This window comes from Sphaerisporangium fuscum (assembly GCF_018531465.1).
Lineage (GTDB): Bacteria > Actinomycetota > Actinomycetes > Streptosporangiales > Streptosporangiaceae > Sphaerisporangium > Sphaerisporangium fuscum.
Genome location: NZ_JAHDTF010000011.1, coordinates 288,621 through 312,585 on the forward strand (window position 1 = coordinate 288,621; position 23,965 = coordinate 312,585).

The 23,965-nt window shown below is 73.4% G+C and carries 22 protein-coding genes; 11 read left to right on the forward strand and 11 right to left on the reverse strand.

The features are described 5' to 3' along the window. The first annotated feature begins 80 nt into the window (after positions 1 to 80). Both KIK05_RS48860 and KIK05_RS14950 read left to right on the forward strand, forming a co-directional pair. Positions 81 to 1,121 carry a PP2C family protein-serine/threonine phosphatase gene (locus KIK05_RS48860; RefSeq protein WP_308249922.1) on the forward strand — a complete coding sequence of 347 codons (1,041 nt, stop codon included), beginning with the start codon at positions 81 to 83 and terminating at the stop codon, positions 1,119 to 1,121. A gap of 42 nt (positions 1,122 to 1,163) precedes the next feature. Beyond that, entirely contained in the window at positions 1,164 to 1,649 is a 486-nt protein-coding gene (locus tag KIK05_RS14950) for a MarR family winged helix-turn-helix transcriptional regulator (protein ID WP_214411290.1), read from the forward strand. Here KIK05_RS14950 and KIK05_RS14955 read toward each other — a convergent pair. The 9 genes from KIK05_RS14955 to KIK05_RS14995 all read right to left on the reverse strand — a co-directional run bounded on the left by KIK05_RS14955 (position 1,646) and on the right by KIK05_RS14995 (position 10,840). Further along, positions 1,646 to 2,293, reverse strand: a complete 648-nt coding sequence (locus KIK05_RS14955; RefSeq protein WP_214411291.1) for an isochorismatase family protein — start codon at positions 2,291 to 2,293, stop codon at positions 1,646 to 1,648. The two genes, KIK05_RS14950 and KIK05_RS14955, sit on opposite strands and share 4 nt — an antisense overlap. Before the next feature lie 484 nt (positions 2,294 to 2,777). Beyond that, on the reverse strand, positions 2,778 to 3,953 hold the full coding sequence (locus tag KIK05_RS14960; protein WP_214411292.1) for a 4-hydroxybenzoate 3-monooxygenase: 1,176 nt from the start codon (positions 3,951 to 3,953) through the stop codon (positions 2,778 to 2,780). Next, positions 3,953 to 5,182, reverse strand: a complete 1,230-nt coding sequence (pcaDC, locus tag KIK05_RS14965; RefSeq protein ID WP_214411293.1) for a bifunctional 3-oxoadipate enol-lactonase/4-carboxymuconolactone decarboxylase PcaDC — start codon at positions 5,180 to 5,182, stop codon at positions 3,953 to 3,955. Before pcaDC ends, KIK05_RS14960 begins: the two co-directional genes overlap by 1 nt. Further along, positions 5,179 to 6,630 carry a 3-carboxy-cis,cis-muconate cycloisomerase gene (gene pcaB / locus KIK05_RS14970; RefSeq protein ID WP_250562777.1) on the reverse strand — a complete coding sequence of 484 codons (1,452 nt, stop codon included), beginning with the start codon at positions 6,628 to 6,630 and terminating at the stop codon, positions 5,179 to 5,181. Before pcaB ends, pcaDC begins: the two co-directional genes overlap by 4 nt. Continuing rightward, the gene (gene pcaG / locus KIK05_RS14975) at positions 6,617 to 7,183 is read right to left on the reverse strand and encodes a protocatechuate 3,4-dioxygenase subunit alpha (protein WP_214411346.1); all 567 of its coding nucleotides are present in this window, start codon (positions 7,181 to 7,183) and stop codon (positions 6,617 to 6,619) included. Before pcaG ends, pcaB begins: the two co-directional genes overlap by 14 nt. A 101-nt stretch (positions 7,184 to 7,284) precedes the next feature. Further along, entirely contained in the window at positions 7,285 to 8,067 is a 783-nt protein-coding gene (gene pcaH, locus KIK05_RS14980) for a protocatechuate 3,4-dioxygenase subunit beta (RefSeq protein ID WP_214411294.1), read from the reverse strand. A 5-nt stretch (positions 8,068 to 8,072) separates the two neighbouring features. Further along, a complete protein-coding gene (locus KIK05_RS14985; protein WP_214411295.1) occupies positions 8,073 to 9,254 on the reverse strand; it encodes a thiolase family protein in 1,182 nt (393 codons plus the stop codon). 15 nt (positions 9,255 to 9,269) lie between these two features. Continuing rightward, complete coding sequence (locus tag KIK05_RS14990) at positions 9,270 to 10,019, reverse strand: CoA-transferase subunit beta (protein WP_214411296.1); 750 nt, start codon at positions 10,017 to 10,019, stop codon at positions 9,270 to 9,272. Next, positions 10,016 to 10,840 carry a CoA transferase subunit A gene (locus KIK05_RS14995; protein WP_214411297.1) on the reverse strand — a complete coding sequence of 275 codons (825 nt, stop codon included), beginning with the start codon at positions 10,838 to 10,840 and terminating at the stop codon, positions 10,016 to 10,018. Before KIK05_RS14995 ends, KIK05_RS14990 begins: the two co-directional genes overlap by 4 nt. A 153-nt stretch (positions 10,841 to 10,993) precedes the next feature. Between KIK05_RS14995 and KIK05_RS48865 the strand changes: the two genes are divergently transcribed. The 4 genes from KIK05_RS48865 (at position 10,994) to KIK05_RS15015 (ending at position 14,568) form a co-directional block, all read left to right on the forward strand. Further along, positions 10,994 to 12,694: an IclR family transcriptional regulator domain-containing protein gene (locus KIK05_RS48865; RefSeq protein ID WP_214411298.1), complete on the forward strand. Its 1,701-nt coding sequence runs from the start codon at positions 10,994 to 10,996 to the stop codon at positions 12,692 to 12,694. 32 nt (positions 12,695 to 12,726) lie between these two features. Then, a complete protein-coding gene (locus tag KIK05_RS15005; protein ID WP_214411299.1) occupies positions 12,727 to 13,518 on the forward strand; it encodes a methyltransferase domain-containing protein in 792 nt (263 codons plus the stop codon). Positions 13,519 to 13,675: 157 nt separating this feature from the next. Then, on the forward strand, positions 13,676 to 13,975 hold the full coding sequence (locus tag KIK05_RS15010; protein WP_214411300.1) for a hypothetical protein: 300 nt from the start codon (positions 13,676 to 13,678) through the stop codon (positions 13,973 to 13,975). Between the two features lie 242 nt (positions 13,976 to 14,217). Further along, positions 14,218 to 14,568 (forward strand): DUF2255 family protein, encoded by a 351-nt coding sequence (locus KIK05_RS15015; protein WP_214411301.1) that lies wholly within the window; start codon positions 14,218 to 14,220, stop codon positions 14,566 to 14,568. On the opposite strand, the gene KIK05_RS15020 is transcribed toward KIK05_RS15015, so the two are convergent. Then, positions 14,542 to 17,166 (reverse strand): ATP-binding protein, encoded by a 2,625-nt coding sequence (locus KIK05_RS15020; protein WP_214411302.1) that lies wholly within the window; start codon positions 17,164 to 17,166, stop codon positions 14,542 to 14,544. The genes KIK05_RS15015 and KIK05_RS15020 overlap by 27 nt on opposite strands. Before the next feature lie 108 nt (positions 17,167 to 17,274). Between KIK05_RS15020 and KIK05_RS15025 the strand changes: the two genes are divergently transcribed. Genes KIK05_RS15025 through KIK05_RS15035 form a run of 3 tightly spaced genes read left to right on the forward strand, consistent with a single transcriptional unit; the run spans position 17,275 to position 20,287 of the window. Then, a complete protein-coding gene (locus KIK05_RS15025; protein ID WP_214411303.1) occupies positions 17,275 to 18,513 on the forward strand; it encodes an MFS transporter in 1,239 nt (412 codons plus the stop codon). After that, entirely contained in the window at positions 18,510 to 19,850 is a 1,341-nt protein-coding gene (locus KIK05_RS15030) for a carotenoid oxygenase family protein (protein WP_214411304.1), read from the forward strand. Before KIK05_RS15025 ends, KIK05_RS15030 begins: the two co-directional genes overlap by 4 nt. Further along, the gene (locus KIK05_RS15035) at positions 19,847 to 20,287 is read left to right on the forward strand and encodes an SRPBCC family protein (RefSeq protein ID WP_214411305.1); all 441 of its coding nucleotides are present in this window, start codon (positions 19,847 to 19,849) and stop codon (positions 20,285 to 20,287) included. The genes KIK05_RS15030 and KIK05_RS15035 overlap by 4 nt, the downstream gene beginning before the upstream one ends. A 240-nt stretch (positions 20,288 to 20,527) precedes the next feature. Here KIK05_RS15035 and KIK05_RS15040 read toward each other — a convergent pair whose 3' ends face one another. Further along, entirely contained in the window at positions 20,528 to 21,178 is a 651-nt protein-coding gene (locus tag KIK05_RS15040; RefSeq protein ID WP_214411306.1) for a TetR/AcrR family transcriptional regulator, read from the reverse strand. Between the two features lie 136 nt (positions 21,179 to 21,314). On the opposite strand from KIK05_RS15040, the gene KIK05_RS15045 reads away from it, so the two are divergent. Both KIK05_RS15045 and KIK05_RS15050 read left to right on the forward strand, forming a co-directional pair. Further along, the gene (locus tag KIK05_RS15045) at positions 21,315 to 22,346 is read left to right on the forward strand and encodes a medium chain dehydrogenase/reductase family protein (RefSeq protein WP_214411307.1); all 1,032 of its coding nucleotides are present in this window, start codon (positions 21,315 to 21,317) and stop codon (positions 22,344 to 22,346) included. A 187-nt stretch (positions 22,347 to 22,533) separates the two neighbouring features. After that, on the forward strand, positions 22,534 to 23,703 hold the full coding sequence (locus KIK05_RS15050) for a YncE family protein (RefSeq protein ID WP_214411308.1): 1,170 nt from the start codon (positions 22,534 to 22,536) through the stop codon (positions 23,701 to 23,703). The last annotated feature ends 262 nt before the right edge of the window (positions 23,704 to 23,965 follow it).

Genomic DNA, 23,965 nt, shown 5'->3' on the forward strand with positions numbered 1-23,965 from the left:
TGGCGCTACCTTGGTCACGAATTGACTGGAGGGCGACCCTGAACGCTATGGCGACGAGTGCGCAAAAGATGTCGCAGACCGTGCTCCGATCACTGCCTTTCGTCGCCATTGCCGTCGTGGCGCTCGTCGACCTTCTGGCCGGCCCCCGGCTGGGCTTCCTGCCCCTGCTGACGCTGGGGCCGACGTTCGCCTCGGTGTCGGGCAGCGTCCACCGGACCCTTGCCGTCGGCGGGCTGGCGCTGATCGTCTGCATCCCTCTGGCCCGGTACAACGACCTCCTGCTCACGCCACAGAACAACCTCACCATCGCGACGATCCTGGCCGTCACCGGCGCCGGTGCCCTGGCCAGCCATCTGCGGATCCGCAGGGAGCGTGAGCTGGCCAACGTCCGCATGGTCGCCGAGGCGGCCCAGCGCGTTCTGCTGCGCCCGGTGCCGCGCAGGGCGGGCGACCTGCGGATCGCCCTGTCCTACACCTCGGCGGCCGCGGAGGCGCAGATCGGCGGTGACCTGTACGAGGTGGTCACCACGCCGAACGGCGTCCGCATGCTCATCGGTGACGTCCAGGGCAAGGGGCTGGGGGCCGTGGAGACGGCCGCGTGGGTGCTCGGCGCCTTCCGCGAGGCCGCCTACGACGAGGCCGAACTGGCCCGCGTGGGGGTCCGCCTGGAGAACAGCCTCACGCGGCACCTGGGCACGGAACAATTCGTCACCGCCATCCTCGCCGAAGTCCACGACGAGGAGATCTCCCTGCTCAACTTCGGGCACCCCGCTCCATTGCTGATCCGCGGTGAGGAGAAGATCCGCCTGGCGGAGCCCGAGATGGAGATGCCTCCACTGGGCCTGGTGTCCCTCGGCCCCGAGATGGCCAAGCCTCACCGGGTCCCCTTCGGGGACGGCGAGCAGATCCTGCTGTACACCGACGGCGTGATCGAGGCGCGCGACCACGTCGGCGCGTTCTACCCGCTGGCCGACAGGGCGAACGTCCTGGCGGGCAGGGACGACCCGCAGGCGGCTCTCGACGAGCTGCGCTCGGATCTGCTCGCCCACGTGGGCGGCCCGCTGGGGGACGACGCCGCGATGCTGCTCGTCCGCAGGCAGGCCCGTGCGGCGATGAACTGAGCACGTCTCGCTTGACACGTCAAATCGGGGGACAATGTCGGCATGGCTCCCAGAGGACCGGGCGTGGACGACGCGCCCGCTTCCGGCTCCGGCGCGTCCGCTCTGTCCGCCGACGAACTGCGGGTGTGGCGCGCCTTCCTGCGGTGGAGCGAGAACGTGACCGCGGGCATCGCGCAGAGCCTCGCCGCGGAGGCCGCTCTCTCCCAGCCCGACTACGAGGTGCTCAAGCGTCTCCTCGAGGCGGGTGGCGGCCTGTCGCGCCAGGCCCTGGAGCAGAGCCTGTCCTGGTCGCCGTCCAGGCTCTCCCACCAGCTGCGGCGCATGGAGGCCCGAGGGCTGGTCGGCCGTGACGATGCCGGCTACGGCCGGTACGTGAACGTGGAGATCACCGCCGACGGCCGGGAGGTGATGGCCGCCGCCGACGCGGCACACGCGGCGGCGGTGCGCCGCTGCCTCCTGGACGTGCTGCCCGCCGACATGCGGGCGTTCCTGCTGTCCACGCCTCCGGCGCCGCCGGACGACCACTAGACGGCGGGGGACTCGGCCAGGCGGGCCTGCTGCTGGGCGGCGAGGAAGCCGTTGACGCCCATGGCCATGGTGGGGATGTGCTCGCGCATGAGGCGCTGGTAGAGCGGCGCGGTCGGGTTACGGTGGTCGGCGTGGAACTCGCCGGCGAGGGAGAACCACGTGACGGGCACCGCGCCGGCCCGCACCATGCGCTGGACCGCGACCTGGTGGGTCTCCGGGGTGAGGCTCGCGCAGGCGTCCACCACGAGGTACACCTCGTAGCCCTCCCGCAGCGCGCCCAGCACGGTCTGCAGGACGCAGCCCTCGGTGGACACTCCGGCGACGGCCAGTTTCCTGCGCCCGGTGGCGCGGACGGCGGAGGAGAAGCCCTCGTCCAGGAAGCCGTTGATGGCACCGGGGCGCTCGACCACGGGGTGGTCGCCGATGACGTCGAGCAGCTCCGGGTACAGCGGGCCCGACGGCTTGCTCGGCAGCCCGTTGGTCACCACGAGGCCGGTTTCGAACCAGGTCGCCGTCTTGGCGAGACCGACGACGTTGCCGATGTGGGTGGGCAGGTCGTGCGACCGCAGCACGTTGGCGAACCCGACCGCGAAGTCGATCAGCACGATGGTGGTGTTGGCGGGGGTCAGCGGTTCGAGATTCATCGATCCTCCTGGTGATGCGCCGTCGATCCCGGCCGTCGGGATCCGGCACAAGCTAGAACGCTACGATTTGACGTGTCAAGTCGCAGTCCGAGGCCCACCTCCCCGCCGCACCCCGGCGCCGACCCCGCCGCACGACCTCCCGCCGACCCGGCGCCGTTGAAAGGCCCCCATGTGCTGCGGTGGAGGGGCACGGCGAGCGGACTCGGGGTGGGGCGGAGGGGGTTCGGAGACGGGGTGGGTTGGTGGTGAGCACCGTGGGAGGGGACTCGGGGGCCGTGGGTGAGGCGGAGGGGGCTTGAGGGGGGTGGCGGTGAGGACTGCGGGAGGGGGCTCGGGGTGGGGCGGAGAGGGGTTCGGGGACGGGGTGGGTTGGCAGTGAGGGCTGCGGGAGGGGGCTCGGGGTGGGGCGGAGGGGGGTTACAGCGGCAGCGGTGCGGTATCAGCGGCGCTGCGTGGGTGCTGTGTGACGGCCTCTGGGGCTGGGTCAGGGGATGGGGAGGCCGGTGTAGTTCTCGGCCAGGTCGGTGGCGGCCGCCGTGGAGGTGGCGATGCGGTCGAGCTGCGACAGCTGCAGCCGCGTGTCGAACTCCGACTGCCCCGGGTCGGTGTGCAGGGTCGTCGTCATGAAGTACGAGAAGTGCTCGGCCCGCCACACCCGCCGCAGGCACGTGTCGGAGTAGGCGGCCAGCAGCTCCGCCGACCCCGTCTCCCGCAGGTGGGCGAAGGCCCGGGCGAGCACGATCACGTCGCTCGCCGCGAGGTTGAGCCCCTTGGCCCCCGTGGGAGGGACGATGTGCGCCGCGTCGCCCGCCAGCAGCACCCGCCCGTACCGCATCGGCTCGGCGACGAAGCTGCGCATGGGCAGCACCGCCTTGGACGTGATCGGGCCGCGCGCCAGCTTCCAGTCGCCGTCGATCGCGAAACGCGCGTCCAGCTCGTCCCAGATGCGCTCGTCGGGCCACTCGTCCGGCTCGGTGCCGTTGGGCACCTGGAGGTAGAGCCGGCTGACCGAGGGGGAGCGCATGCTGTGCAGCGCGAAGCCCCGGGGCGAGTGCGCGTAGATCAGCTCGTCGCAGGACGGCGGGACGTCGGCCAGGATGCCGAGCCAGGAGTAGGGATAGTCCCGGGTATAGGTGCGCAGCACGCCGTCCGGGACCGCCCCCCGCGTCACCCCGTGGAACCCGTCGCAGCCGACCACGTAGTCGCAGGTCAGGGTCTGCCGGCGTCCCTCGTGGACGAAGTGGACGACCGGACGGTCGCCGTCGGCGCCCGTCACGGCCCGCACCTCGGCCTCGAAGAGCAGCGGCCCGCCCTCGCGCAGCCGGAGGGCGATCAGGTCCTTGACGACCTCGGTCTGGGCGTACACCATCACGCGCCGCCCGCCGGTCAGGGACGGGAAGTCGATCCGGTGCGAGCGGCGGCCGAACCGCAGCTCGATGCCGTCGTGGACCAGACCCTCGCGGTCCATCCGCTCGCCCGCGCCGCACGCGCGCAGCGCCCGCACGGTGCCGTCCTCGAGGATCCCCGCCCGCTGCCGCCGCTCGACGTAGGCGCGGTCGCGGCTTTCCAGGACGACGCTGTCGATGCCGGATTCGTGCAGCAGCCGGGCGAGCAGCAGTCCCGCGGGACCGCCGCCGACGATGCCGACGGTGGTGCGCATCAGTGTTCCCTCTCTTCCCGGAGGATCTTGTCGGCGACGGCGAACGCGGCGTTGGCGGCGGGGACGCCGCAGTACACCGCCGTCTGCAGCAGGACTTCCTGGATCTCGTCCGGCGTGAGCCCGTTGCGCAGCGCGGCCCGCACGTGCATCGCCAGCTCCTCCAGGTGGCCGCGCGCCACCAGGGCGGTGAGCGTCACGCAGCTGCGCACGCGCCGGCTCAGGCCGGGGCGCGTCCAGATCTCACCCCACGCGTAGCGGGTGATGAAGTCCTGGAACGGCGCGGTGAACGGGGTGGTACGGGCCACGGCCCGGTCGACGTGCTCGTTCCCGAGGACCGCCCGCCGTACGGCCATCCCGGCCGCGTACCGCGACCGGTCATCGCCCAGCGGCGTCCCGGGTCGGGCGGGAGCGTCCTCTTCGCCGGGGCCGCCGGCGCCGTACCCGGCGAGGTGCGTCAGCAGGGCCGCGAGCACCGGCGCGGGGCGTTCGACCCCGGCCAGGTGGGACGCGTGCGCGACCTCGACCAGGGACGCCCCGGGGATCCCGTCGGCCAGCTCGCGGGCATGGGACGGCGGCGTGGCCGGGTCCTCGCGCCCGGCGACGACCAGGGTGGGCGCCGTGATCCTGGACAGCTCGGCGCGCAGGTCGTAGGCGGCGAGCGCGTCGCAGCAGGCGGCGTAGCAGGCGGGATCGGTGGCGCGCAGGTCCGCCGTCAGTGCCTCGGCGGCGGGCGAGGCCGCGAAGGTAGGGGTGAACCAGCGGGCGGCGGCCGTGTCCGCCACCGAGGCGGTGGAGCCCTCGCCGCGCACCAGCGCGGCCCGGTCGTGCCATCCGCGAGGTTCGCCGAACCGGGCCGAGGAGCACACCAGCGCCAGCGAGGTCACGCGCCCGGGATGGTGGACGGCGAGCCACGCGCCGACGGCTCCGCCGAGCGATACGCCCGCGTAGGCGAACCGGTCGACGCCGAGCGAGTCGGCCAGATCGAGCACCAGGCGCCCGAGGCCGGCGACGGTGACGTCGCCGGGCGCGGTGCCCGGGAGCAGGGCGGGGGACGATCCGCCGTGCCCGGGGAGGTCCCAGCGGATCACCCGGTGCCCGCGGGCCAGCGCGGGGACCTGCGGGTCCCAGACGGCGAGCGACGTGCCGAGTGAGGGCCCGAGGACCAGCGGCGGCGCGTCCCGCGGGCCGTCGATCCGATGGTGGAGCACACGCGGCGCGGTGCCGGTCATGAGGTCTCCTTCGCCTGCAGCGCGCGGTCGACGAGGGCGCCGGCGGAGCCGAGGTAGCGTGCGGGGTCGGTCAGGTCGCGCAGCCTCTCCCCGGCCCGCTCGCCCGGCACGGCGCGCAGGGCGCCGGCCACGGCCGGGTCGGCGAGCAGGGCGTCCGCGAGGTGGACGCCCTCGCGGGCCGCGCGGCGGGAGGCGTCCGTCACCGCCTTTTTGGCCTGGTCGCGTCCCATGAGCGCGGACAGGACCGCGGTCACGCGTTCGGCCGCGAGGAGGCCGCCCGTCGCGCCGAGGTTCGCGCGCATGCGCTCCGGATGCGCCTGGAGGCCTTCCGCCAGCTCCGCGGCGGCGCGCGCGGCCCCGCCGACCAGGCGCAGCGCCTCCCGCAGCGGCTGCCATTCGGCGTGCCAGGCGCCGGGGGGCCGCTCGTCCTCGGCGGCGAGCGAGCCGTACAGCACCGCGGCCAGAGCGGGGACCTGGCGGGCCGCGGCGGCGATCAGCACGGCCCGCACGGGGTTGGCCTTGTGCGGCATGGCCGAGGAGCCGCCGCCGCTGCCCTCGGAGACCTCACCGATCTCCGTCCGCGACAGCACCAGCACGTCGGCCGCGAGCTTCCCGAGCGCCCCGGCCGCGAAGGCCAGCGCCCCGGCGAGGTCGGCGACGGGCGTACGCAGGGTGTGCCACGGCAGCGCGGGCTCGGCGAGCCCGGTCTCGGCGGCGTAGGCGGCCAGCAGCCGGAGGCCGACGTCCCCCTGCCGGGTGTCATCGCCGGCAGGGGAGAGGGGGGCCTCCGCGAACGCGTGGAAGGCGGCGAGGGTGCCCGCGGCGCCGCCGAGCTGGGCGGGAAGGGCGGTGCGGACGGCGGCCAGCCGGGTGCGGGCGGACAGGACGAGGCTCCGCCAGCCGGCGGCCTTGAGCCCGAACGTCGTCGGCACCGCGTGCTGGGTCAGCGTGCGGCCCGGCATGGGGGTGTCACGATGCTCGGCGGCCGGTGTGGCCAGGGCCCGCGCAGCGCGGTCCAGGTCGCGCAGGACCGTCTCCAGCGCCCGCGCGGCCACGAGCATCGCGGCGGTGTCCCAGATGTCCTGGCTGGTGGCGCCCCGGTGCACGTACGGGGCCGCACCGGGGTCGCGGGCGGCGACGGCCGAGGTCAAGTCCGCGACCAGCGGGATCACCGGGTTGCCGCCGGAACGGGCCCGCAGCGCGAGGTCGCGCGCGTCGTACCGGCCGTGGTCGGACGCCGCCTCGGTCACGGCCGCCGCGGCGCCGTCCGGCGCGAGCCCGAGCTCGGCCTGGGCCCGGGTGAGGGCGGCCTCCGCCTCCAGCATGGCGCGGACGAACGCCCCGTCCCCGGTGGCCGCCTCCACCTCCGAACCGGCCCACACGGGCGCCAGCAGCCCGACGTCGCCCGGCTCGTCGCGCGGAGGCTCGAGGTGGTCAGTCGAAGGCAAGGAACACCGTCTCCTCGTGGACGCCGTCGTGCTGCAGCCGGATGTCGAACCGGTACACCCCTTCCCGCTCGGGGACGGCGAGCAGCGTGGCCCGGCGCTCGGGCGGCAGGGAGGCCAGCAGCGGCTCGGTCTCCGGGTCGGTCGGCTCGGGCAGGTAGACGCGGGTGTACAGGTGGTGCAGCAGGCCGCGGGCGAAGACGCACACCGAGATGTACGGCGCCCCGCCCGGCGGCAGGGTGCGCAGCGCGTAGTGACCGTCGGCGTCGGTCGGGACGCGGGCGAAGCCGGTGAAGTCGAGGCCGGTGCGGCCGGCCACGGCACCGGTCACCGGGTCGCGCCGCAGCGAGCCGGGCGCGCCGGTCCGCGAGCCGTCCGGGGCGGGCTGCCAGAACTCCAGCAGCGCGTCGGGGATCGGCGCCCCCGCCCCGTCGTACACCCGCCCGCGGATCGTCACCGCCCCGGGATGGCCGGCGGGGGCGAGGTCACCGCCCCCGGCGAACGGCAGCGCGTACCCGTAGAACGGGCCCACGGTCTGCGAGGGGGTGGGCGCCATCGGCGTGGCCGCCCCGGCGGCCGGGAGCGTCGTGCCGGGGCCGGTCGCCGCGGGGCTCGGCGTGGCCGCGGACGGCGTCCGGGGAAGATCCGGGGTGTTCGTCATCGGCCCTCCTCCATCCAGGTGGCGGCCGGGCCGTCCAGCACGATGTCCCAGCGGTAGCCGAGCGCCCACTCCGGCGTGGACAGGTCGTGGTCGTAGCGGGCGACGAGCCGGGCGCGGGCCGCGTCGTCGGTCACCGATTGCATGATCGGGTCGTAGGCGAACAGCGGGTCGCCCGGGAAGTACATCTGGGTGACCAGCCGCTGGGTGAAGGCCGTCCCGAACAGCGAGAAGTGGATGTGCGCCGGCCGCCAGGCGTTGTCGTGGTTGCGCCAGGGGTAGGCCCCGGGCTTGATCGTGGTGAAGGCGTAGCGCCCCTCGTCGTCGGTGAGGCAGCGGCCGACGCCGGTGAAGTTGGGGTCGAGCGGCGCCGGGTGCTGGTCGCGCTGGTGGGCGTACCTGCCGGAGGCGTTGGCCTGCCAGATCTCGACGAGCTGCCCGCGCACCGGCCGGCCGTACCGGTCGAGCACCCGCCCGGTCACCTGGATCCGCTCGCCCAGCGGCTCCCCGTGGTGCTGCCGGGTGAGGTCGTGGTCGAGCTCGGTGACGTCGGTGACGCCGAAGACCGGGCCGCTCAGCTCGACCGCCTCGGGATCGCCGGCGGCGACCAGCGGCCGCTTGGGGTGGCGCAGCACGCTGCTGCGGTACGGCGCGTACCCGCGGTCGGGGTGGTCGCGCCGCGGGCCGCCCTCTTCGACGGCCTTGGAGTACGCCTCGCGCAACTGGCCGATCTCGGCGCTGATGACCTCCTGGGAAACGGGCCGGGGCTGCGGGGTCGTCATGGCCGTCACCTTTCCAGGACCAGGGCGAGGCCCTGTCCGACGCCGATGCACAGGGCCGCCACGCCGGTGCCGGAGCCGGCGGCGGCGAGCTGGTGGGCGACCGCCCCGGCCAGGCGGGCGCCGGAGGCGCCGAGCGGATGGCCGATGGCGATGGCGCCGCCGCGCGGGTTGACGACGGCCGGGTCGAGGTCGGGCCATTCGCCGAGGCAGCCGAGGGCCTGGGCGGCGAAGGCCTCGTTCAGTTCGAAGACGGTGAGGTCCGCCCAGCCCTTGCCCGCCTTGGCGAGGGCCCGGTTCACCGCCTCCACCGGGCCGAGCCCGAAGTACTGCGGCTCCACCCCGGTCACGGCCGAGGCCCGTACGCGGGCGAGCGGCTCGCGGCCGAGGGCCCGCAGGCCGTCCTCGTCGCACAGCAGCAGGGCCGCCGCGCCGTCGTTCAGCGGGGAGGAGTTCCCGGCGGTGACGGTGCCCCCGTCCGGGCGGAACGCCGGCTTGAGCCTGGCGAGCTTGTCCGGCGAGGTGTCTTCGCGGATCGCCTCGTCGCGCGGCAGGTCGACGCCCTCCACGCCGACGATCTCGCCGTCGTACGCGCCGTCCTTCCACGCGCGGGCGGCCTTCTCGTGGCTGGCCAGCGCGAAGGCGTCCTGCCGCTCGCGGCTGACGCCGTACCTGTCGGCGATCAGCTCGGCGCCCTCGCCCAGGGCGACGGTCCACTCCGACGGCATGCGGGGGTTGACCATGCGCCAGCCGAGGGTGGTGGAGTACAGCTCCTGGTGACCGGCCGGGAACGCCCGCTCGGGCTTCGGCAGCACCCAGGGCGCGCGGGACATCGACTCCACGCCGCCGGCGATGGCGATGGAGACGTCGCCGGCGGCGACGGCGCGGGCCGCCTGGACGACGGCCTCCAGTCCCGACCCGCACAGGCGGTTGACCGTCGTGCCGGGCACGGTGACGGGCAGGCCCGCCAGCAGCACGGCCATGCGGGCGACGTCGCGGTTGTCCTCCCCGGCGCCGTTGGCGTTGCCGAAGAACACGTCGCCGACGCGCGCCGGGTCGAGCCCCGGGGTGCGCGCGGCGAGCGCCCGCACGACATGTGCCGCCAGGTCGTCGGGACGGACGCCCGACAGCGCGCCGCCGTACTTGCCGAACGGCGTCCGGACGGCGTCGACGATGTACACCTCTGACATTGTGGCGCTCCTCCTTCAGGCGGCCTTGAGGGCGCGCAGCGCGGCGAGCTCGCGTTCGGTGGGCGGAGGGGTGGTGCGCACGTCGTCGGCCGTCTTCAGCGGCCAGCCGGTGGCGGCGCGGACCTGCTCGACGGTCACGCCCTCGTGCAGGTCGGTGAGGATCAGCTCGGCGGTCTCCGGGTCGGGGCGCAGCACGCCGAGGTCGGTGATGACGGCCACCGGCCCCCCGCCGCGCAGGCCGAGCCGCTCACGGTCGCCCCGCCCCGTGCCGTGCCCCACGGAGGTCACGAAGTCGAGCCTGTCGACGAAGTTGCGGGTGGAGTGCCGCAGCACGATGAGCACCTCCCCGCAGTTGGCGGCGATCTCGGGGGCGCCGCCGGCCCCGGGCAGCCGGCCCTCGGGACGGCCGGGGCCGCGGTCGACGACGGTGGTGTTGATGTTGGCGTACCGGTCGAGCTGGGCCGCGCCGAGGAAGCCGACGTCGATGCGGCCCGCCTGCAGCCAGTAGTTGAACATCTCGGGCACGGACACCACGGCGTCGGCCGTCTCGGCGAGCTCGCCGTCGCCGATGGACAGCGGCAGCCTGGACGGCTTGGCGCCGAGGGCACCGGACTCGTAGATCAGGACGAGGTCGGGGCGCCCGGTGCGGCGGGCGAGGTTGGCGGCCGTGCTGGGCAGGCCGATGCCGACGAAGCAGGTGCGCGCCCGGGCCAGGGCGCGCGCCGCGTTGACCGTCATCACCTCGTCGGGGGTCCACTCACTCATCGCCGTACGGCTCCCTCGCTGTCGAGGATGTTGTCCTGGATCCAGGCGGTGAACTTCTCGCGGTCCCGGGAGATCGGGTCCCACGCCTGGTAGAAGTCGTTGTCGCGCACGGAGTACCCGGCGGCGTACGACGGATGGGCGCCGCCCGGCACGTGGGCGACGGCGGTGATCACCCAGCCGGGCAGCACCACGCCCCCGGGGCGCGGCTCGAGCTCGTCGACGATCTCCTCCACGGTCACCAGCACCCGGCCGGCGGCGAGCGCGGCCTCCTTCTGCACCCCGGTCAGGCCCCACATCTGCACGTTGCCGTGGCGGTCGGCCTGCTGGGCGTGGATGACGGCGACGTCGGGGTTGAGCGCGGCGACGGCGGCGAGCTCCTCGCCGGTGAAGGGGCACCGCACCGTGGAGACCGTGCCGGTGCGCCGCGCGAGGTCGGTGCCGCGGTAGCCGCGCAGCACCGCGAACGGCAGGCCGGAGGCGCCCGCGACGTAGCGGTTGGCCATGCCGGCGTGGCTGTGCTCGTCGATCTCCAGCGGGCGGGGCCAGCCGTTCTCCACGGCGTCCCTGAAGCGGTGGAGCGACCCGACACCGGGGTTGCCGCCCCAGGAGAAGATCAGCTTCTTCACCAGGCCCGCGCCGATCAGCTGGTCGTAGATCACGTCGGGGGTCATCCGGGCCAGCGTCAGGTCGGTGACGCCCTGGCGGATGATCTCGTGCGCCGCGGCGAAGGGGATGAGGTGGGTGAACCCCTCCATGGCGACGGTGTCCCCGTCGTGGATCAGCTCGGCCACCGCCTCGGGAAGCGTACGGATCTCGGCCATGTCCCTCGCCCTCGTGCCGCCGCGTGAACGGCGGCCATTGTCGTTCGCCTAGTGAACTTTAGTTCATTTCATGATATGGTCCGGGTCACGGGTGCTGTCAATGGGCGGGGGCGGTACCGTTCCGGGCTGAGATCCGCTCACCGTGGAGTGCACATGACCCAGCAGACGCCCGACGCGCCGCCCCGGGAGGCGGTGGGCCCGCTGATCCGGGGCCTCGCCGTGCTCCGCCGGCTGGCCCTGGCCGGGGGCCGGCGCAGCGTGGGCGACCTCGTGCGCGACACCGGGCTCGCCCGCTCCACGGTCGACCGCGTCCTCAGCACCCTCGCCCGCCTCGCCTATGTCCGGCTCGAGGGCCGCGACGCCGTGCTCGCCCCCGCGGTGACCGAGCTCGGCAACGCCTACCTCGCCGCGTCCCGGCTCCCCGCCCTGCTCGGGCCGCTCGCCGACCGGCTGGCCGACGAGCTCGACGAGTCGGTCTCACTGGCCGTCCCCGACGGCGACGGCGTCCGGTTCGTGCACCAGGCGACCCGCAGGCGGGCCATGTCGATCGCCTTCCGCGTCGGCGACCTCATCCCGGCCGAGCGCGCCGCGCCGGGCGCGCTGTTCGCCGCGGACCGGTCCGCCGACGAGCTGCGGCGCCACCAGGCCGGCCCGGGCGGCGCCGGCTTCACGGTGCTGCCGGAGGGCGCCGAGCGGGCCGCGGCGACGTTCGAGGACCGCGTCGCCGCCGCCCGGCGCGACGGCTGGTCGCTCGACGACCAACTGGTCGAACCGGGCCTGGTCGCGGTCGCGATGCCCGTGCACGACGGCGCGGGACGGAAGGTCTGCGCCGTGAGCGTGGTGAGCCACACCAGCAGGCACGACGCGGGGTCCCTGCGCGAGGCGATGCTGCCGCGCCTGCGCGAGGCGGTCGCCGCGATGGAGGCCGCCCTGGCCGCCCCGCCGCCCGCCGCGATCGAGGCCACCCCGTCCGCCGGACCTTCCTCCCCGCCGTGCCCTGGCCCCGGCGTGGCGGAGCCCGCGGCGGGCTCGCTCGCCGCCTCACGCGCGCGGGCCTCCAAGGAGGAGCTCGGCCCGGAGTTCGTCGAGTCGCTGGCCCGGGGCCTCTCCGTCCTCACCGCCTTCGGCGCGGACCGCCCCGAGGCGCCCCTCGCCGCGCTCGCCGAGGCCACCGGCCTTCCCCGCGCCACCGTGCGGCGCTCCCTGATCACCCTGGCGCACCTCGGCTACGTCGCCTTCGACGGCAGGCTGTTCCGGCCGGCGCCCCGGGTGCTGGAGCTCGGCTTCGGGTACCTGTCCCGGCTCACCCTGCCCCGCATCGCCGAGCCGCACATCGCGTGGCTGGTGGAGCAGGTGCACGATTCGGCGTCCATGGCCATCCTCGCCGGGGACGACATCCAGTACGTCGCCCGCGTGCCCACCGTGCGCATCATGAGCGTCGACATCACCACCGGCACGAGGTTCCCCGCCTACGCCACCTCGATGGGCCGGGTGCTGCTGGCGGGCCTGGCCCCGGAGGTCCGGGCCGCGTCGCTGGCCCGTGCCGACCTGCGGCCGCTCACCCGGCACACCATCACCTCGGCCGAACGGCTGGCGGCGGTGCTGGAGCAGGTCGCCGCCGACGGGTACGCGCTGGTCGACGAGGAGCTGGAGGAGGGGCTGCGGTCCATCGCCGTCCCGGTGCGCGACCGGACGGGCGCCGTCGTCGCCGCGGTCAACGTCTCGATGCACGCCAGCCGGCGCAGCGCCGAGCAGGCCCGGGAACAGGTGCTGCCGCCGCTCAGGGCGGCGGTGGCCCGCATCGAGGAGGAGTTCCACGTGGCGGGGCGCTTCGCCCGCATCCCGACGGGATGAGCTATCTTGACGTCAAGACAGTTGACGTCAAGATGACAACTGGGGATCTCATGGCCATCGACTTCCACAGCGAGAGCAACCGCCTGACCTATGCCGGGCGTGAAGCGGGGGACGACTGGGCGCGGGCGATCCGCTCGGTGGTGTCGCCGGAGGGCGGGCGTGTGGTGGACGTCGGCTGCGGCGGCGGGGTCTACTGCAAGGCGTGGCTCGGCCTCGGCGCCGCGTCCGTAGTGGGCGTCGACTTCTCCGCCGCCATGCTCTCGGCCGCGCGGGAGTACTGCGAAGGCCTGCGGGGTGTCACGTTCCGGCACGCCGGGGCGTACGACACGGGCCTGCCGGACGCCGCCGCCGACATCGTCTTCGAGCGGGCGCTCATCCACCACCTCGACGACCTCGGCGCCTGCTTCCGGGAGGCCCGCAGGCTGCTCGCGCCCGGCGGGACGCTCATCGTGCAGGACCGCACCATCGAGGACGTGACGCGCCCCGGCACCCCCTCCCACCTGCGCGGTTACTTCTTCGAGAGGTTCCCCGAACTGCTGGAGACCGAGCGCGCCCGGCGCCCGGCCGGCGCGGCCGTCGAGGCGGCCATGCGGGAGGCCGGTTTCCGGGCCGTCCGCACGCTGGAGCTGGCGGAGACGCGCAGGGAGTACGCCGGCGTGGAGGAGGTCCGCGCGGACCTGCTCGCCCGCACCGGCCGCTCGATCCTGCACGAGCTGAACGACGCCCAGCTGGAGGACCTGGCCGCCTACGTGTGCGGCAGGCTCGACGCCGCCGCCCCCGTGCGCGAGAGCGACCACTGGACGCTGTGGGTGGCGTCGGTCTGAGGGCATCCGCCGAAGGCGATTCTCAGCGGGGCCTCGCCGTCCGGCGGCTGTCCGGTGCCCAGGATCTCGTCGAGGTGTGCGGTGAGCAGCGTCACCGCCTCCTCACCGGTTCGGACGGCGTGCGGTGTGAGTCATCGGCGACCTGCTGGAGCATGAAGTGCTGCCTCCCAAGCTCGGCGCGGCGCTGTACAGAGCGGTGGCCAGGATCCCCGGTGTGACGATCGTGGACGACTCCCAGGACGCGGCAGGGCGCGCAGGGATCGCGGTCGCCCGCGAGGACGCCGGCACCCGTACCGAATGTATCTTCGCCCGGGACACTCTGGAATATCTCGGCCAGCGCAAGATCCAGGTCCAGGACACCAAGTGGCTCAAGAAGGGCGCCCTGCTCAAGACATCGGCGATCTTCGCACGCGGCATCGTCGACAAGCTGGGCGAGCGTCCCGGCGGAACGTCCTAGCCGCCTGAGGTCGTCTTCCCGCGGGATCGGCGGCCCGAGAGGGGGCGACCGGCTGCTTCTGCGGGAGGTTCGGCCTGTGCTCGCGTCTCGGTGATGGCGGGGTTCTCTGTGGTGGTCATGGCTCGACCTTCGCGAAGCATGCCACCGGCTCGCGTCGGTGAAAGCCGCCTAAAGGCCGAGATCAATGACGTAGGTGAGCATCACCGACGCGAGTCACCGCGCGGCTGGACGATCGTGAGCCCATGGAAGCGTATGAGATCACGCTGTGCGTACGGCATGCGGACGGGAGCTGGTCGGCCCGGCCCATCTGGGTGGTGACCGTGACCGGCGAATCGTATGTCCGCTCCGCGTTCGGCGAGCGCAGCGCCTGGTACCGGCGGGCGCGGACATGCCCGGCGGCCCTGGTGGAGGCCGGCGGCGCCGTGTACGAAGCCCGCCTTGACCTGGTGGAGGACGCCGGACTGATCGACCGGGTCTCGGCCGCCTACCGGGCCAAGTACGGCCCGAGCTGGCCCGGACCGGCCGAGACGATGACGGGGCCGGAAGCCGCCGGCACCACGATGCGGCTAACGGATGTCCGGCAGGTCACGTAGTTGCCGGCGGGAGGTGAGCCCCAGCTTGCGGAAGATGTTGCGCAGGTGCGCGTCGACCGTACGCGGACTGAGGAACAGCTTGGCCGCCACCTCCTTGGAGGTGGCCCCCTCAGCGACCAGCCGCGCGATGTGCACCTCCTGCACTGTCAGCAGGTCCGAGGCCTGTGAAGAGCGGCTGCGCGCGTGCTCGCCGGTGGCCCGCAGCTCTCCCGCGGCCCGTTCGGTGAAGGCCGCCGCGCCGATGCCGGACAACAGCTCGTGGGCCAGTCGCAGCTCGGCACGGGCGTCGCGGCGCCGTCCCTTCCGCCGCAGCCACTCTCCGTAGAGCAGGCGAGCGCGGCCGAGGTAGATCGCCGGGCCGGATTCCAGCAGCGAGACGACCTCCCGGTACCCCTCCTCGTCGTCGTGGACCAGCGCCCGCGAGTACGCCTCGACCCCCAGCCCCCAGGCGTGCCCGCCGGCCCGGCTGCGCTCGCTCAGCGAGGCGAGCGCCGAGCGGGCCGCCTGGTCCGAGCCGCAGCGTACGGCGGCCTCGACCAGTTCGGGCAGCGCCAGCCCGGCCAGTCCGACCTCGCCGTGCGCTACCGCCCGCTCGGCCGCCTTCAGCGCGGCCGGGTAGTCGGCCAAGCCGTTGTTGAGCACGGCCGTCGCCCACTGCATGCTGAGTGTCATGTGCGGCCCGACACCGGCGAACAGTTCGGCGGCCTCCTCGCCCCGCCCGCGCAGCGCGGTCAGGTGGATCCGCGGGTAGATCAGCGGTGCCGCGCCGGTGGCCGCGGCGATCGCCTCCTCCTCCGAGATCATCTCCATCGCGGCGCCGAAGTCGCCGGAGTGCGCGGTGACGGTGGCCAGCATGGCCAGCCCGATCGGTAGCGTATGGAGGGAGCCGGATTCTCGGCCTGCGGCCGCGGTGCGGGCGGCTATGTCCCGCATGGCGTCGAAGTCCCACAGCTCGGCGGCGATCAGGTAGCCGAGCGAGGGCCGCCGGGTCCACACCTCGTCGCCGGTGTCGCGGATGACGGGGCGCAGGATCTCGGCGGCGGCCCCATGGCCCCGGCCGGCCAAGGTGACCAGGCCGTCCAGGACGACGTCGGCACTGGAGGGCTCACCGGGCGGGGACGGGGCTTGGCGGGCGGCGTCCATGACGGCGTCCAGCCCGCCGGTCAGGATTCCCATCTCGATCGCGTCCAGGTAGCAGGCCCGCGCCCAGGCCGGGTCCGTGCCTGAGAGCCGGCCGGCCGCGCGCAGCAGGTGATCCGTCGGCCGGTCGCCGCCCCGATGGCGGACGAAGGAGAGCCGGCCGCGCAGGAGGTCGGCGCGGGGGTCGGCGGCATCCACGGTCGTGAGCAGTTCGGCGGCCGCATCGAACGCGCCGACCGACAGCTTGGCCTCGACCGCCGTCAGCACCCGCTCGACGCGCAGCCGCGGATCGAGGGTGAGCGCGGCGGCGCGTTCGAGGAACGCGGCGGCGGCGGCCACGCCTCCCCTGGCCTGGGCCCGCGAGGCTGATCGGACCAGCTCGATCGCGACCTCCTCGTCGGGCCCGGCGCTGGCCTGGGCGCGATGCCAGGCGACCCGGTCAGGGTCGGCGAGCGGGTCGCTCACCGATGCCAGCGCCGCGTGCGCCTGCCGCCGCTCCTCGGCGGAGGCGGCCAGGTAGACCGCCGAGCGCGCCAGCGGATGGCTGAAGCGGATCCGGGTGCCGAACTCCACCAGCGTGGCCGCCTGGTCGGTGGCGGTGTCGCGGATGCCGAGCCGCGAGGCCGCCCGCCACAGCAGTGCCGGATCTCCTAGCGGGTCGGCGGCGGCGATGGTCAGCAGCAGCCGGGCCTGGGGCGGCAGCATCTCCAGCCGGGCACGGAAGCTCTGCTCGACCGCGCCCGGCGGTGGCAGGTCGAAGCCGCCGGCCATGCCGGTCAGGCCGGCGGTCCTGGGCAGCTCGAGCAGGGCCAGCGGGTTGCCGCGGGCCTCGGCCAGGATGCGGTCGCGTACGCGCTCGTCCAGGGGTGCGCGGATCGCGCCGATCAGCAGCGCGCGGGCGTCCGGCTCGGCCAGCCCTGGCACGGTCAGGCCGGGCAGCTCGTCCAGCTCGGCCGGCGCCCTCGCGCCGGTGCGTGCGGCGAAGACCACGGCCACGCGTTCCGCGCTCACCCGCCGTGCCAGGAAGGCCAGCGCCCTGGCGGAGGCGTGGTCGAGCCAGTGCGCGTCGTCGATGACGCACAGCAGCGGCCGGTCCCGCTCCACGAGCAGTTCCAGCGTCGCCATCCCCACCAGGAACGGGTCGGGGGTGCCGGTGCCCAGGCCGAAGGCGATCTCCAGGGCCCTGCGGTGCGGCGGCGGCAGCTCCGCCACGTGCCTGAGCACGGGCATGCACAACTGGTGCAGGGCCGCGAAAGGCAGCTCCATCTCGAACTCGGCCCCTGAGGCTCGCATGACCAGGAAGCCAGTCGCGTGGTCCGCCAGATGGTCCAGCAGCGCGCTCTTGCCGATGCCCGGTTCCCCGTGCATCACCAGCGCGCCGCCCCGGCTCTGCCTGGCCCCCTCCAGCAGCGCGTCCAGCCGTGCAAGCTCCTCTTTACGCCCAACCAATGTGTCCATATATGCCGCAATTATCTCGAACGCCTAGGTAGCTGCATGTCTGTATAGGTGAGACATAGGCGACAACTACCGACGCGAGGGTGAACGCCGCGCTGCGAGCGTGAGGGCATGAAGCAGTTGCCCCTGGCGGTCCTGGCCACGGCCCAGTTCCTGGTCGTGCTGAGCACCTCGATCGTGAACGTCGCCCTGCCGGCCATCCGTACCGGCCTGGGCCTGTCCGCCTCCGGGCTGTCCTGGGTGATCAACGCCTACGTGCTCGTCTTCGGCGCGCTGCTGCTCCTGGGCGGTCGCTCCGGTGACGTGTACGGTCTGCGGCGTGTCTTCCTCGCGGGCGCCGGCGTGTTTTCGCTCTCCTCGCTGGCCGCCGGGCTCGCCCCCGACGCCGCGACCCTGATCGCGGCAAGAGCTCTGCAGGGGCTGGGCGCCGCGCTGGTGGCGCCGACCGCGCTGGGGCTGGTCCTCAGCCTCTATCCCGGTGGGCGGGCGCTCGGCGTGTGGGGCGCGGTCTCCGGCGCGGGCGGGGCGGCCGGGGTGCTGCTCGGCGGCGTGCTCACCGGCCTGTACGGCTGGCGCTCGGTGTTCCTCGTCCTGGTCCCGTTCACGCTGGCCGTCCTGGTGGCGGTCTGGCGCCTGGTCGAGCCGGCTCCGGTCCGCGGCGGACGCCTGGACCTGCCAGGAGCCGTCACGGTCACCGGCGGGCTGGTCGCGCTCACCTACGGGCTGACCGGCTTCTGGCCGCTGGTCCTCGTGGGGCTGGTGCTGCTCGCCGCGTTCGTCGCGCTGCAGCGCCGCTCTCCCGACCCGCTCCTGCCGCCGCGCATGGCGCGCCTGGTCCTGCCCAACGCGCTGATGGCACTGCTGGGCGCGGTCTGGCTGGGGCTGTTCTACTTCCTTCCTCTCTACCAGCAGCGCACCCTCGGCTACTCGCCGCTGGAGGCCGGGCTGACCCAGCTTCCGCTCGCCCTGATGATCACGCTCTCGTCATGGGCGGTCAGCGGGCGGCGTGGCCGTGCCGTCCTGCCGGCCGGGCTGCTCGCGCTGGCGGCGGGACTGGCCTGGCTGGCGCGCACGCCCGCCGACGGAACGTTCCTGATCGACCTGCTGGGCCCGACGCTGCTCGTGGGCGCGGGCCTGGGCGTGGCCTTCGTACGGATCACAGAGCTGTCGTCGGCCGGCGTGCCTCCCGAAGACAGCGGCCTGGCCGGGGGCCTGGTCAACGCCACACGGCAGATCGGCGGCGCCGTCGGCCTGTCCTTCCTCACCCTCCTGCCCACCTACGGCGGAGCCTTCCTGGCCTGCGCCGTCATCGCCCTCCTCATGATCGGAAAGGCAGTACCGTCATCGTGAACGAACTCACCAAGCCGTACATCACCGGCCACTACACACCCGTCACCGACGAGATCACCGCACGGGAGCTGACCGTCCACGGCGCCCTGCCGCCGGAGCTGAACGGCCGCTACTTCCGCAACGGCCACAACCCCAAGCCCGGCATCACCCCCACGCACTGGTTCCGAGGCGAGGGCATGCTGCACGGCGTTCGCCTGGCGGGTGGCCGGGCCGAGTGGTACCGCAACCGCTGGGTGAAGACGCCCTTCCTGGACGGCGTGCCGTTCACCGGCACCGAACTGGAGGTCAGCGCCGCGGCCACGAACATCATCTTCCACGGCGGCCGGTACCTGGCCCTGCAGGAGGCCAACCTGCCCTGGGAGGTGACCGGCGAGCTGGAGACGGTCGGCGTGTACGACTTCGGCGGCAAGCTGACCAGCTCGATGACCGCACACCCCAAGGAGGACCCGGTCACCGGTGAGCTGCACTTCTTCTCCTACAGTCCGTTCCCGCCGTACCTGACCTACCACGTGGCCGACGTCGCCGGGCAGATCACGCGCTCCACCGTGGTGGACGGGTCGGGCCCCTCGTTGATGCACGACTTCGCCATCACCCGCGAGCACGCCGTCTTCATCAACTCTCCCGTCGTCTTCGATCACGCCGAGCACTCCGGCATCCCCTACCGCTGGCACGACGACGTCCCGTTCCGCATCGGTGTCATGCCTCGTACCGGGGCCGCCGAGGTCACCTGGTTCGACGTCGAGAACCAGGGGGCCATCCTCCACGTCACCAACTCCTACGCCGACCCGCAGGGCCGGGTGGTCCTGGAGGGGCCGCGCTTCGACCGCGCCGGATGGGAGAGCTCATGGAAGTGGTGGATCGGCGCCCCCGGGTACGGCGCCGCTCCCGACGCCGGATCCACCTTCCACCGCTGGATCCTCGATCCGGCCACCGGCAAGGTCACCGAGGAGGCGCTGGACGGCCTGGTCACCGAGTTCCCGTCCATCAACGACGCGCACACCGGCAGCGCCAACCGCTACAGCTACGCCATCGCATTCCCGGGCGCGGGGCTCAGCGGCTACCACACCGTCAAGTTCGACACCGTCACCGGCCGGCAGCAGCTCTTCGCGCACGGCGAGGGCCGGATGCCCGGCGAGGCCGTCTTCGTCCCCGCCGACGGGGCCACCTCGGAGGACGACGGCTACCTGCTCACCATCGTCAGCGACCTGACGGCGAATGCCTCCCAGTTGCTCGTGCTGGACGCCTCAAACCTGAACGACGACCCCATCGCCACCGTTGAGCTGCCCCGCCGCGTCCCGGCGGGCATCCACGGCCACTGGATCGAGGACAACAAGTGATCACCGCCATCAACACGCAGGCCCCCGTCGTCGTCCGCCTGGACATCGTGATCGACGCACCTCTGGAGCGGGTCTGGGCCCTGCACACCGATGTGAACTCCTGGCCCAGCTGGCAGAGCGACATCACCGACGCCTCCGCCGACGGCCCCCCGCTCCCCGGCTCGGCCTTCCGCTGGAGCACCTTCGGCCTGGACATCACCTCCACCGTTCACGCCGTCGAGGCCCCCCACCGGATCCTGTGGGGCGGCCCCGCCCACGGCATCACCGGCATCCACCAGTGGACCTTCAGAGAGCAGGACGGCCTGGTCCACGTCCATACCGAAGAATCGTGGGACGGCGAGCCGATCCTGGCCGACATCGCGGGCATGCGCACCGCACTGGAAGGCTCGCTGACCTCCTGGCTCCAGCGGTTGAAGGAAGCGGCCGAGCACTCCTGACAGGGCTGTGAAGAGCCGTGTGCGCCACCACCGCACGGCTCTTCACATGTACCGGGGGCGAGGCGTACACCTCCGCGGACTCCTCGGCCTGGGCGAGCTGCCGGGAGGCCTGGGCCGGTGCCCCATGTCGACACCTACGAATATCGCCCGCACGACCCCGCGCGCCATCATGCAGCCGAAACGGGCGCAGGACCTCGGGCGATGCCGGGGACCACCGCCCGGCGGAACGAACGGGTGGGGTCAGCGCCCCAGCAGGTCGTCCACTTCGGCGGCGTAGAGCTGCGCGGGGTCGAAGCTCATGCCGGTGAAGTGCCCGGCGAGTTCCAGGGACAGCACGCCGTGCAGCCGGGTCCAGAAGGTCAGGGCCCGGTGGAGGACCGCGGGCGGGGCGGGGTGGTCGCCCGCCCACTGCCGGTGCTCTTCGAGGTGCGCGTCGAACGGCGTCCCCGTGCCCTCGGAGGGCAGCGCGGCGAAGGCGTCGAGCAGGGCCGCCATGATCTCGGACGCGATCGCGGTGACGTCCTCGGGCGCGTGGTAGCCGGGGACGGGCGTGCCGTAGATGAGGAGGTACCGCTGGGGATCGTCGAGCGCCCACCCGCGTATCGCGCGGGCCAGCGCGGCGGCGCCCTCGGGGCCGGGCCCGGCGGCCGCGCGGACGGCGTCGGCGAGGCTTCGGTAGGCGTCCCTGATGAGCTCGGTGATCAGCTCGTCGCGGCTGGCGTAGTACCGGTAGAGCGCGGGCCCGCTCATGCCCATCCGCTTGGCGATCGCGTTGAGGGAGAGCGTGGACGCCCCCGCCGTCGCGATCTGCTGCCACGCGAGTTCCTTGATCTCCGCGCGCACCTGCGCGCGGTAGCGCTCACGTGGGGCCTTCGTGCCGGATTCCGCCATGGCCTGCCACCTTTCCGCGCCCAGGGCTACATCTTCAAGGTTTAGTTAGAAGCTATCACGAAACCCATTGACACTCCCAGGCGGATGAGTTACATCTTCTAACGAAAGCGAGATGAGCTAACCGATGGAGGTCGTCATGAACGCCGAAGGTCTCGTCGAGGTCGTGCTGCCCGGCAAGGTAGAGCCCGAGGGGCTGCAGATCCGGCACGGAGCGGTCCCCGCCCCCGGCCCGGGCCAGGTCCTGATCCGGATGGAGGCGACCGGGGTCTCCTTCGCCGAACAGCAGATGCGCCGCGGCCGCTACTACGACCAGCCGGCGTTCCCGTTCGTGCCCGGCTACGACCTGGTCGGGACGGTGCTGGCGACCGGCGCGGGCGTAGAGCCCGGCCTGGCCGGCACACGGGTGGCCGCTCTGATCAAGGTCGGCGGCTGGGCCAGCCACGTGATCGTCCACGCGGCGGACGTGGTGGAGGTTCCCGAGGGGGTCGGCGCGGCGGAGGCCGAGACCGTGGTGGTCAACGGCATCACCGCCTGGCAGATGCTGCACCGCAAGGCACGGGTCCGCGCGGGCCAGACCGTTCTGGTGCACGGCGCCAACGGCGGTGTGGGCTCGGTCCTGGTCCAGCTGGCACGGGCCGCGGGCGCGAAGGTGATCGGCACGGCGTCCGCGCGCCACCACGACGCCCTGCGGGAGCGCGGGGTCGTCCCGGTCGACCACCGCACCGAGGACGTCGCCGCGCGCGTCCGCGAGCTCGCCCCCCGCGGGGTGGACGCCGTCTTCGACCACGTCGGCGGCCGCGGCGTCGTGGACTCCTGGCGTCTGCTCGCGCCCGGCGGCACGCTCGTCTCCTACGGCAGCGCCTCCACCCGCGACGACGAGGGGTCCAAGCAGTGGCCCGTGCTCAAGCTGCTCGGCCGGGTGTGGCTGTGGAACGCGCTGCCCAACCGCCGCCGCGCCTACTTCTACAACGTCTGGGCCGGGCGGGCCCTGGCCGAGGACCGGTTCCGGGCCCGGCTGCGCGCCGACCTCGGCGAGGTCTTCGCGGCCCTCCAGCGGGGGGAGGTCACCGCCCAGATCGCCGTCGAGCTGCCGCTCGCCCGCGTCGCCGACGCTCTGCGGCTGGCCGAATCCGGCACCGTCGCCGGAAAGATCGTGCTCAACCCGTAGCGCGTCCCCCGCCGAAGGCGGACGCGCCGCTGACCCGCAGTTGGACGTCGCCTGACCCTTCCCCTCCTAGCGTTGCCGTAGTCCGGCCGGGGAGCCGGTCGGCGGGCATCGGAGAAGGGAAGCGGGCCGGGTGATGCAGCGGCTGACGACGGGGCGCCCACGCCCCCCTGCCACCGGCGCCCGGGTCATGAGCAGGGCCTCGGCCGTGGCGGCCGTTCTCGCCCTGGTCCTGTGCGCGTGCTCCGGCCCGCCACCGCACGCCCACGGCCCGGCCTCCGTCTCCCCGGACCCGCCGTCGCCGACGGCCTCGGACACGAACGACCCCGTCGGCCTGCCGAAGGCGCACGGCGAGCAGCGCGCCGTCGTCGACGTCTACGCCCACGACCGCCCCGGCATGCTCAGCCCGGTGGTGGCGGGCTTCCCCTCCCTGGTCTACGTGCCGAACAGCGAGAGCGGCACCGTCAGCGTCATCGACCCCAAGACCTACAAGGTGATCCGCCACTTCGTCGTCGGCCGGCGCCCGCAGCACGTCGTCCCGTCCTGGGACCTCAAGACGCTGTGGGTGAACAACAACGACGGCAACACCCTCACGCCCATCGACCCGGCGACGGGCGAACCGGGCAGGCCGATCGCGGTCGAGGACCCCTACAACCTGTACTTCACCCCGGACGGCACCACCGCCCTGGTCATGGCCGAGCGCCTGAACCGGCTGGACTTCCGGGACCCGCACACCTTCGAACTGCGCGAGTCGATGAACGTGCCCTGCAGGGGGATCAACCACGCCGACTTCACCATGGACGGCTCGATCTTCCTGGCCAGCTGTGAGTTCTCCGGGCACCTGGTCGTCGTCGACCTGCCCCACCGGCGGATCCGCGAGGTGGTGCGGCTGGACCGCCACAGCATGCCGCAGGACGTCAAGCTCTCCCCGGACGGCACGACGTTCTACATCGCCGACATGATGAAGGGCGGGGTCTGGCTGGTGGACGCCGAGACCTTCAAGGTGAGCGGCTTCGTCCCGACCGGCGCGGGCGCCCACGGCCTGTACGTCAGCCGGGACTCCCGCGAGCTTTACGTGTCGAACCGGGGCGCGGGATCGGTGTCGGTCATCTCGTTCGCCAAGCGCAGGCCGGTCGCCATCTGGCGCATCCCCGGGGGAGGGTCGCCGGACATGGGCGGGGTCTCCGCCGACGGCAGACGGCTGTGGCTCGCGGGACGCTACAACAGCGAGGTCTACGTCTTCGACACCCGTGACGGGCACGTCATCCGCAGGATCAAGGTCGACCGCGGGCCGCACGGCCTCGCCGTCTACCCCCAGCCCGGCCGGCACTCCCTCGGCCACACGGGCATCTTCCGCTGATCCCGGGGGCCACGGGTCGGCCCACCGGCACCTGGTGGTCCCCAGCGAGGTGGGAGACCGAGTCGGGCCCGCTCTGGCGGATGCCGGGACCGGGCCATGTCATCTCCTGGTGTCGGGGAGGGAGAGAAAGGGGTGTTAGCGCTAACACTTGTGGGAGCGAATCGCGCGTCGTGCTTCACTCGAACCGGACGAGGTGGTGGTGCGGTGAAGCAAAGACGACACGACGAGGCTTCGTCAAGGGCCCGCCTCCGGTCCGGCCATG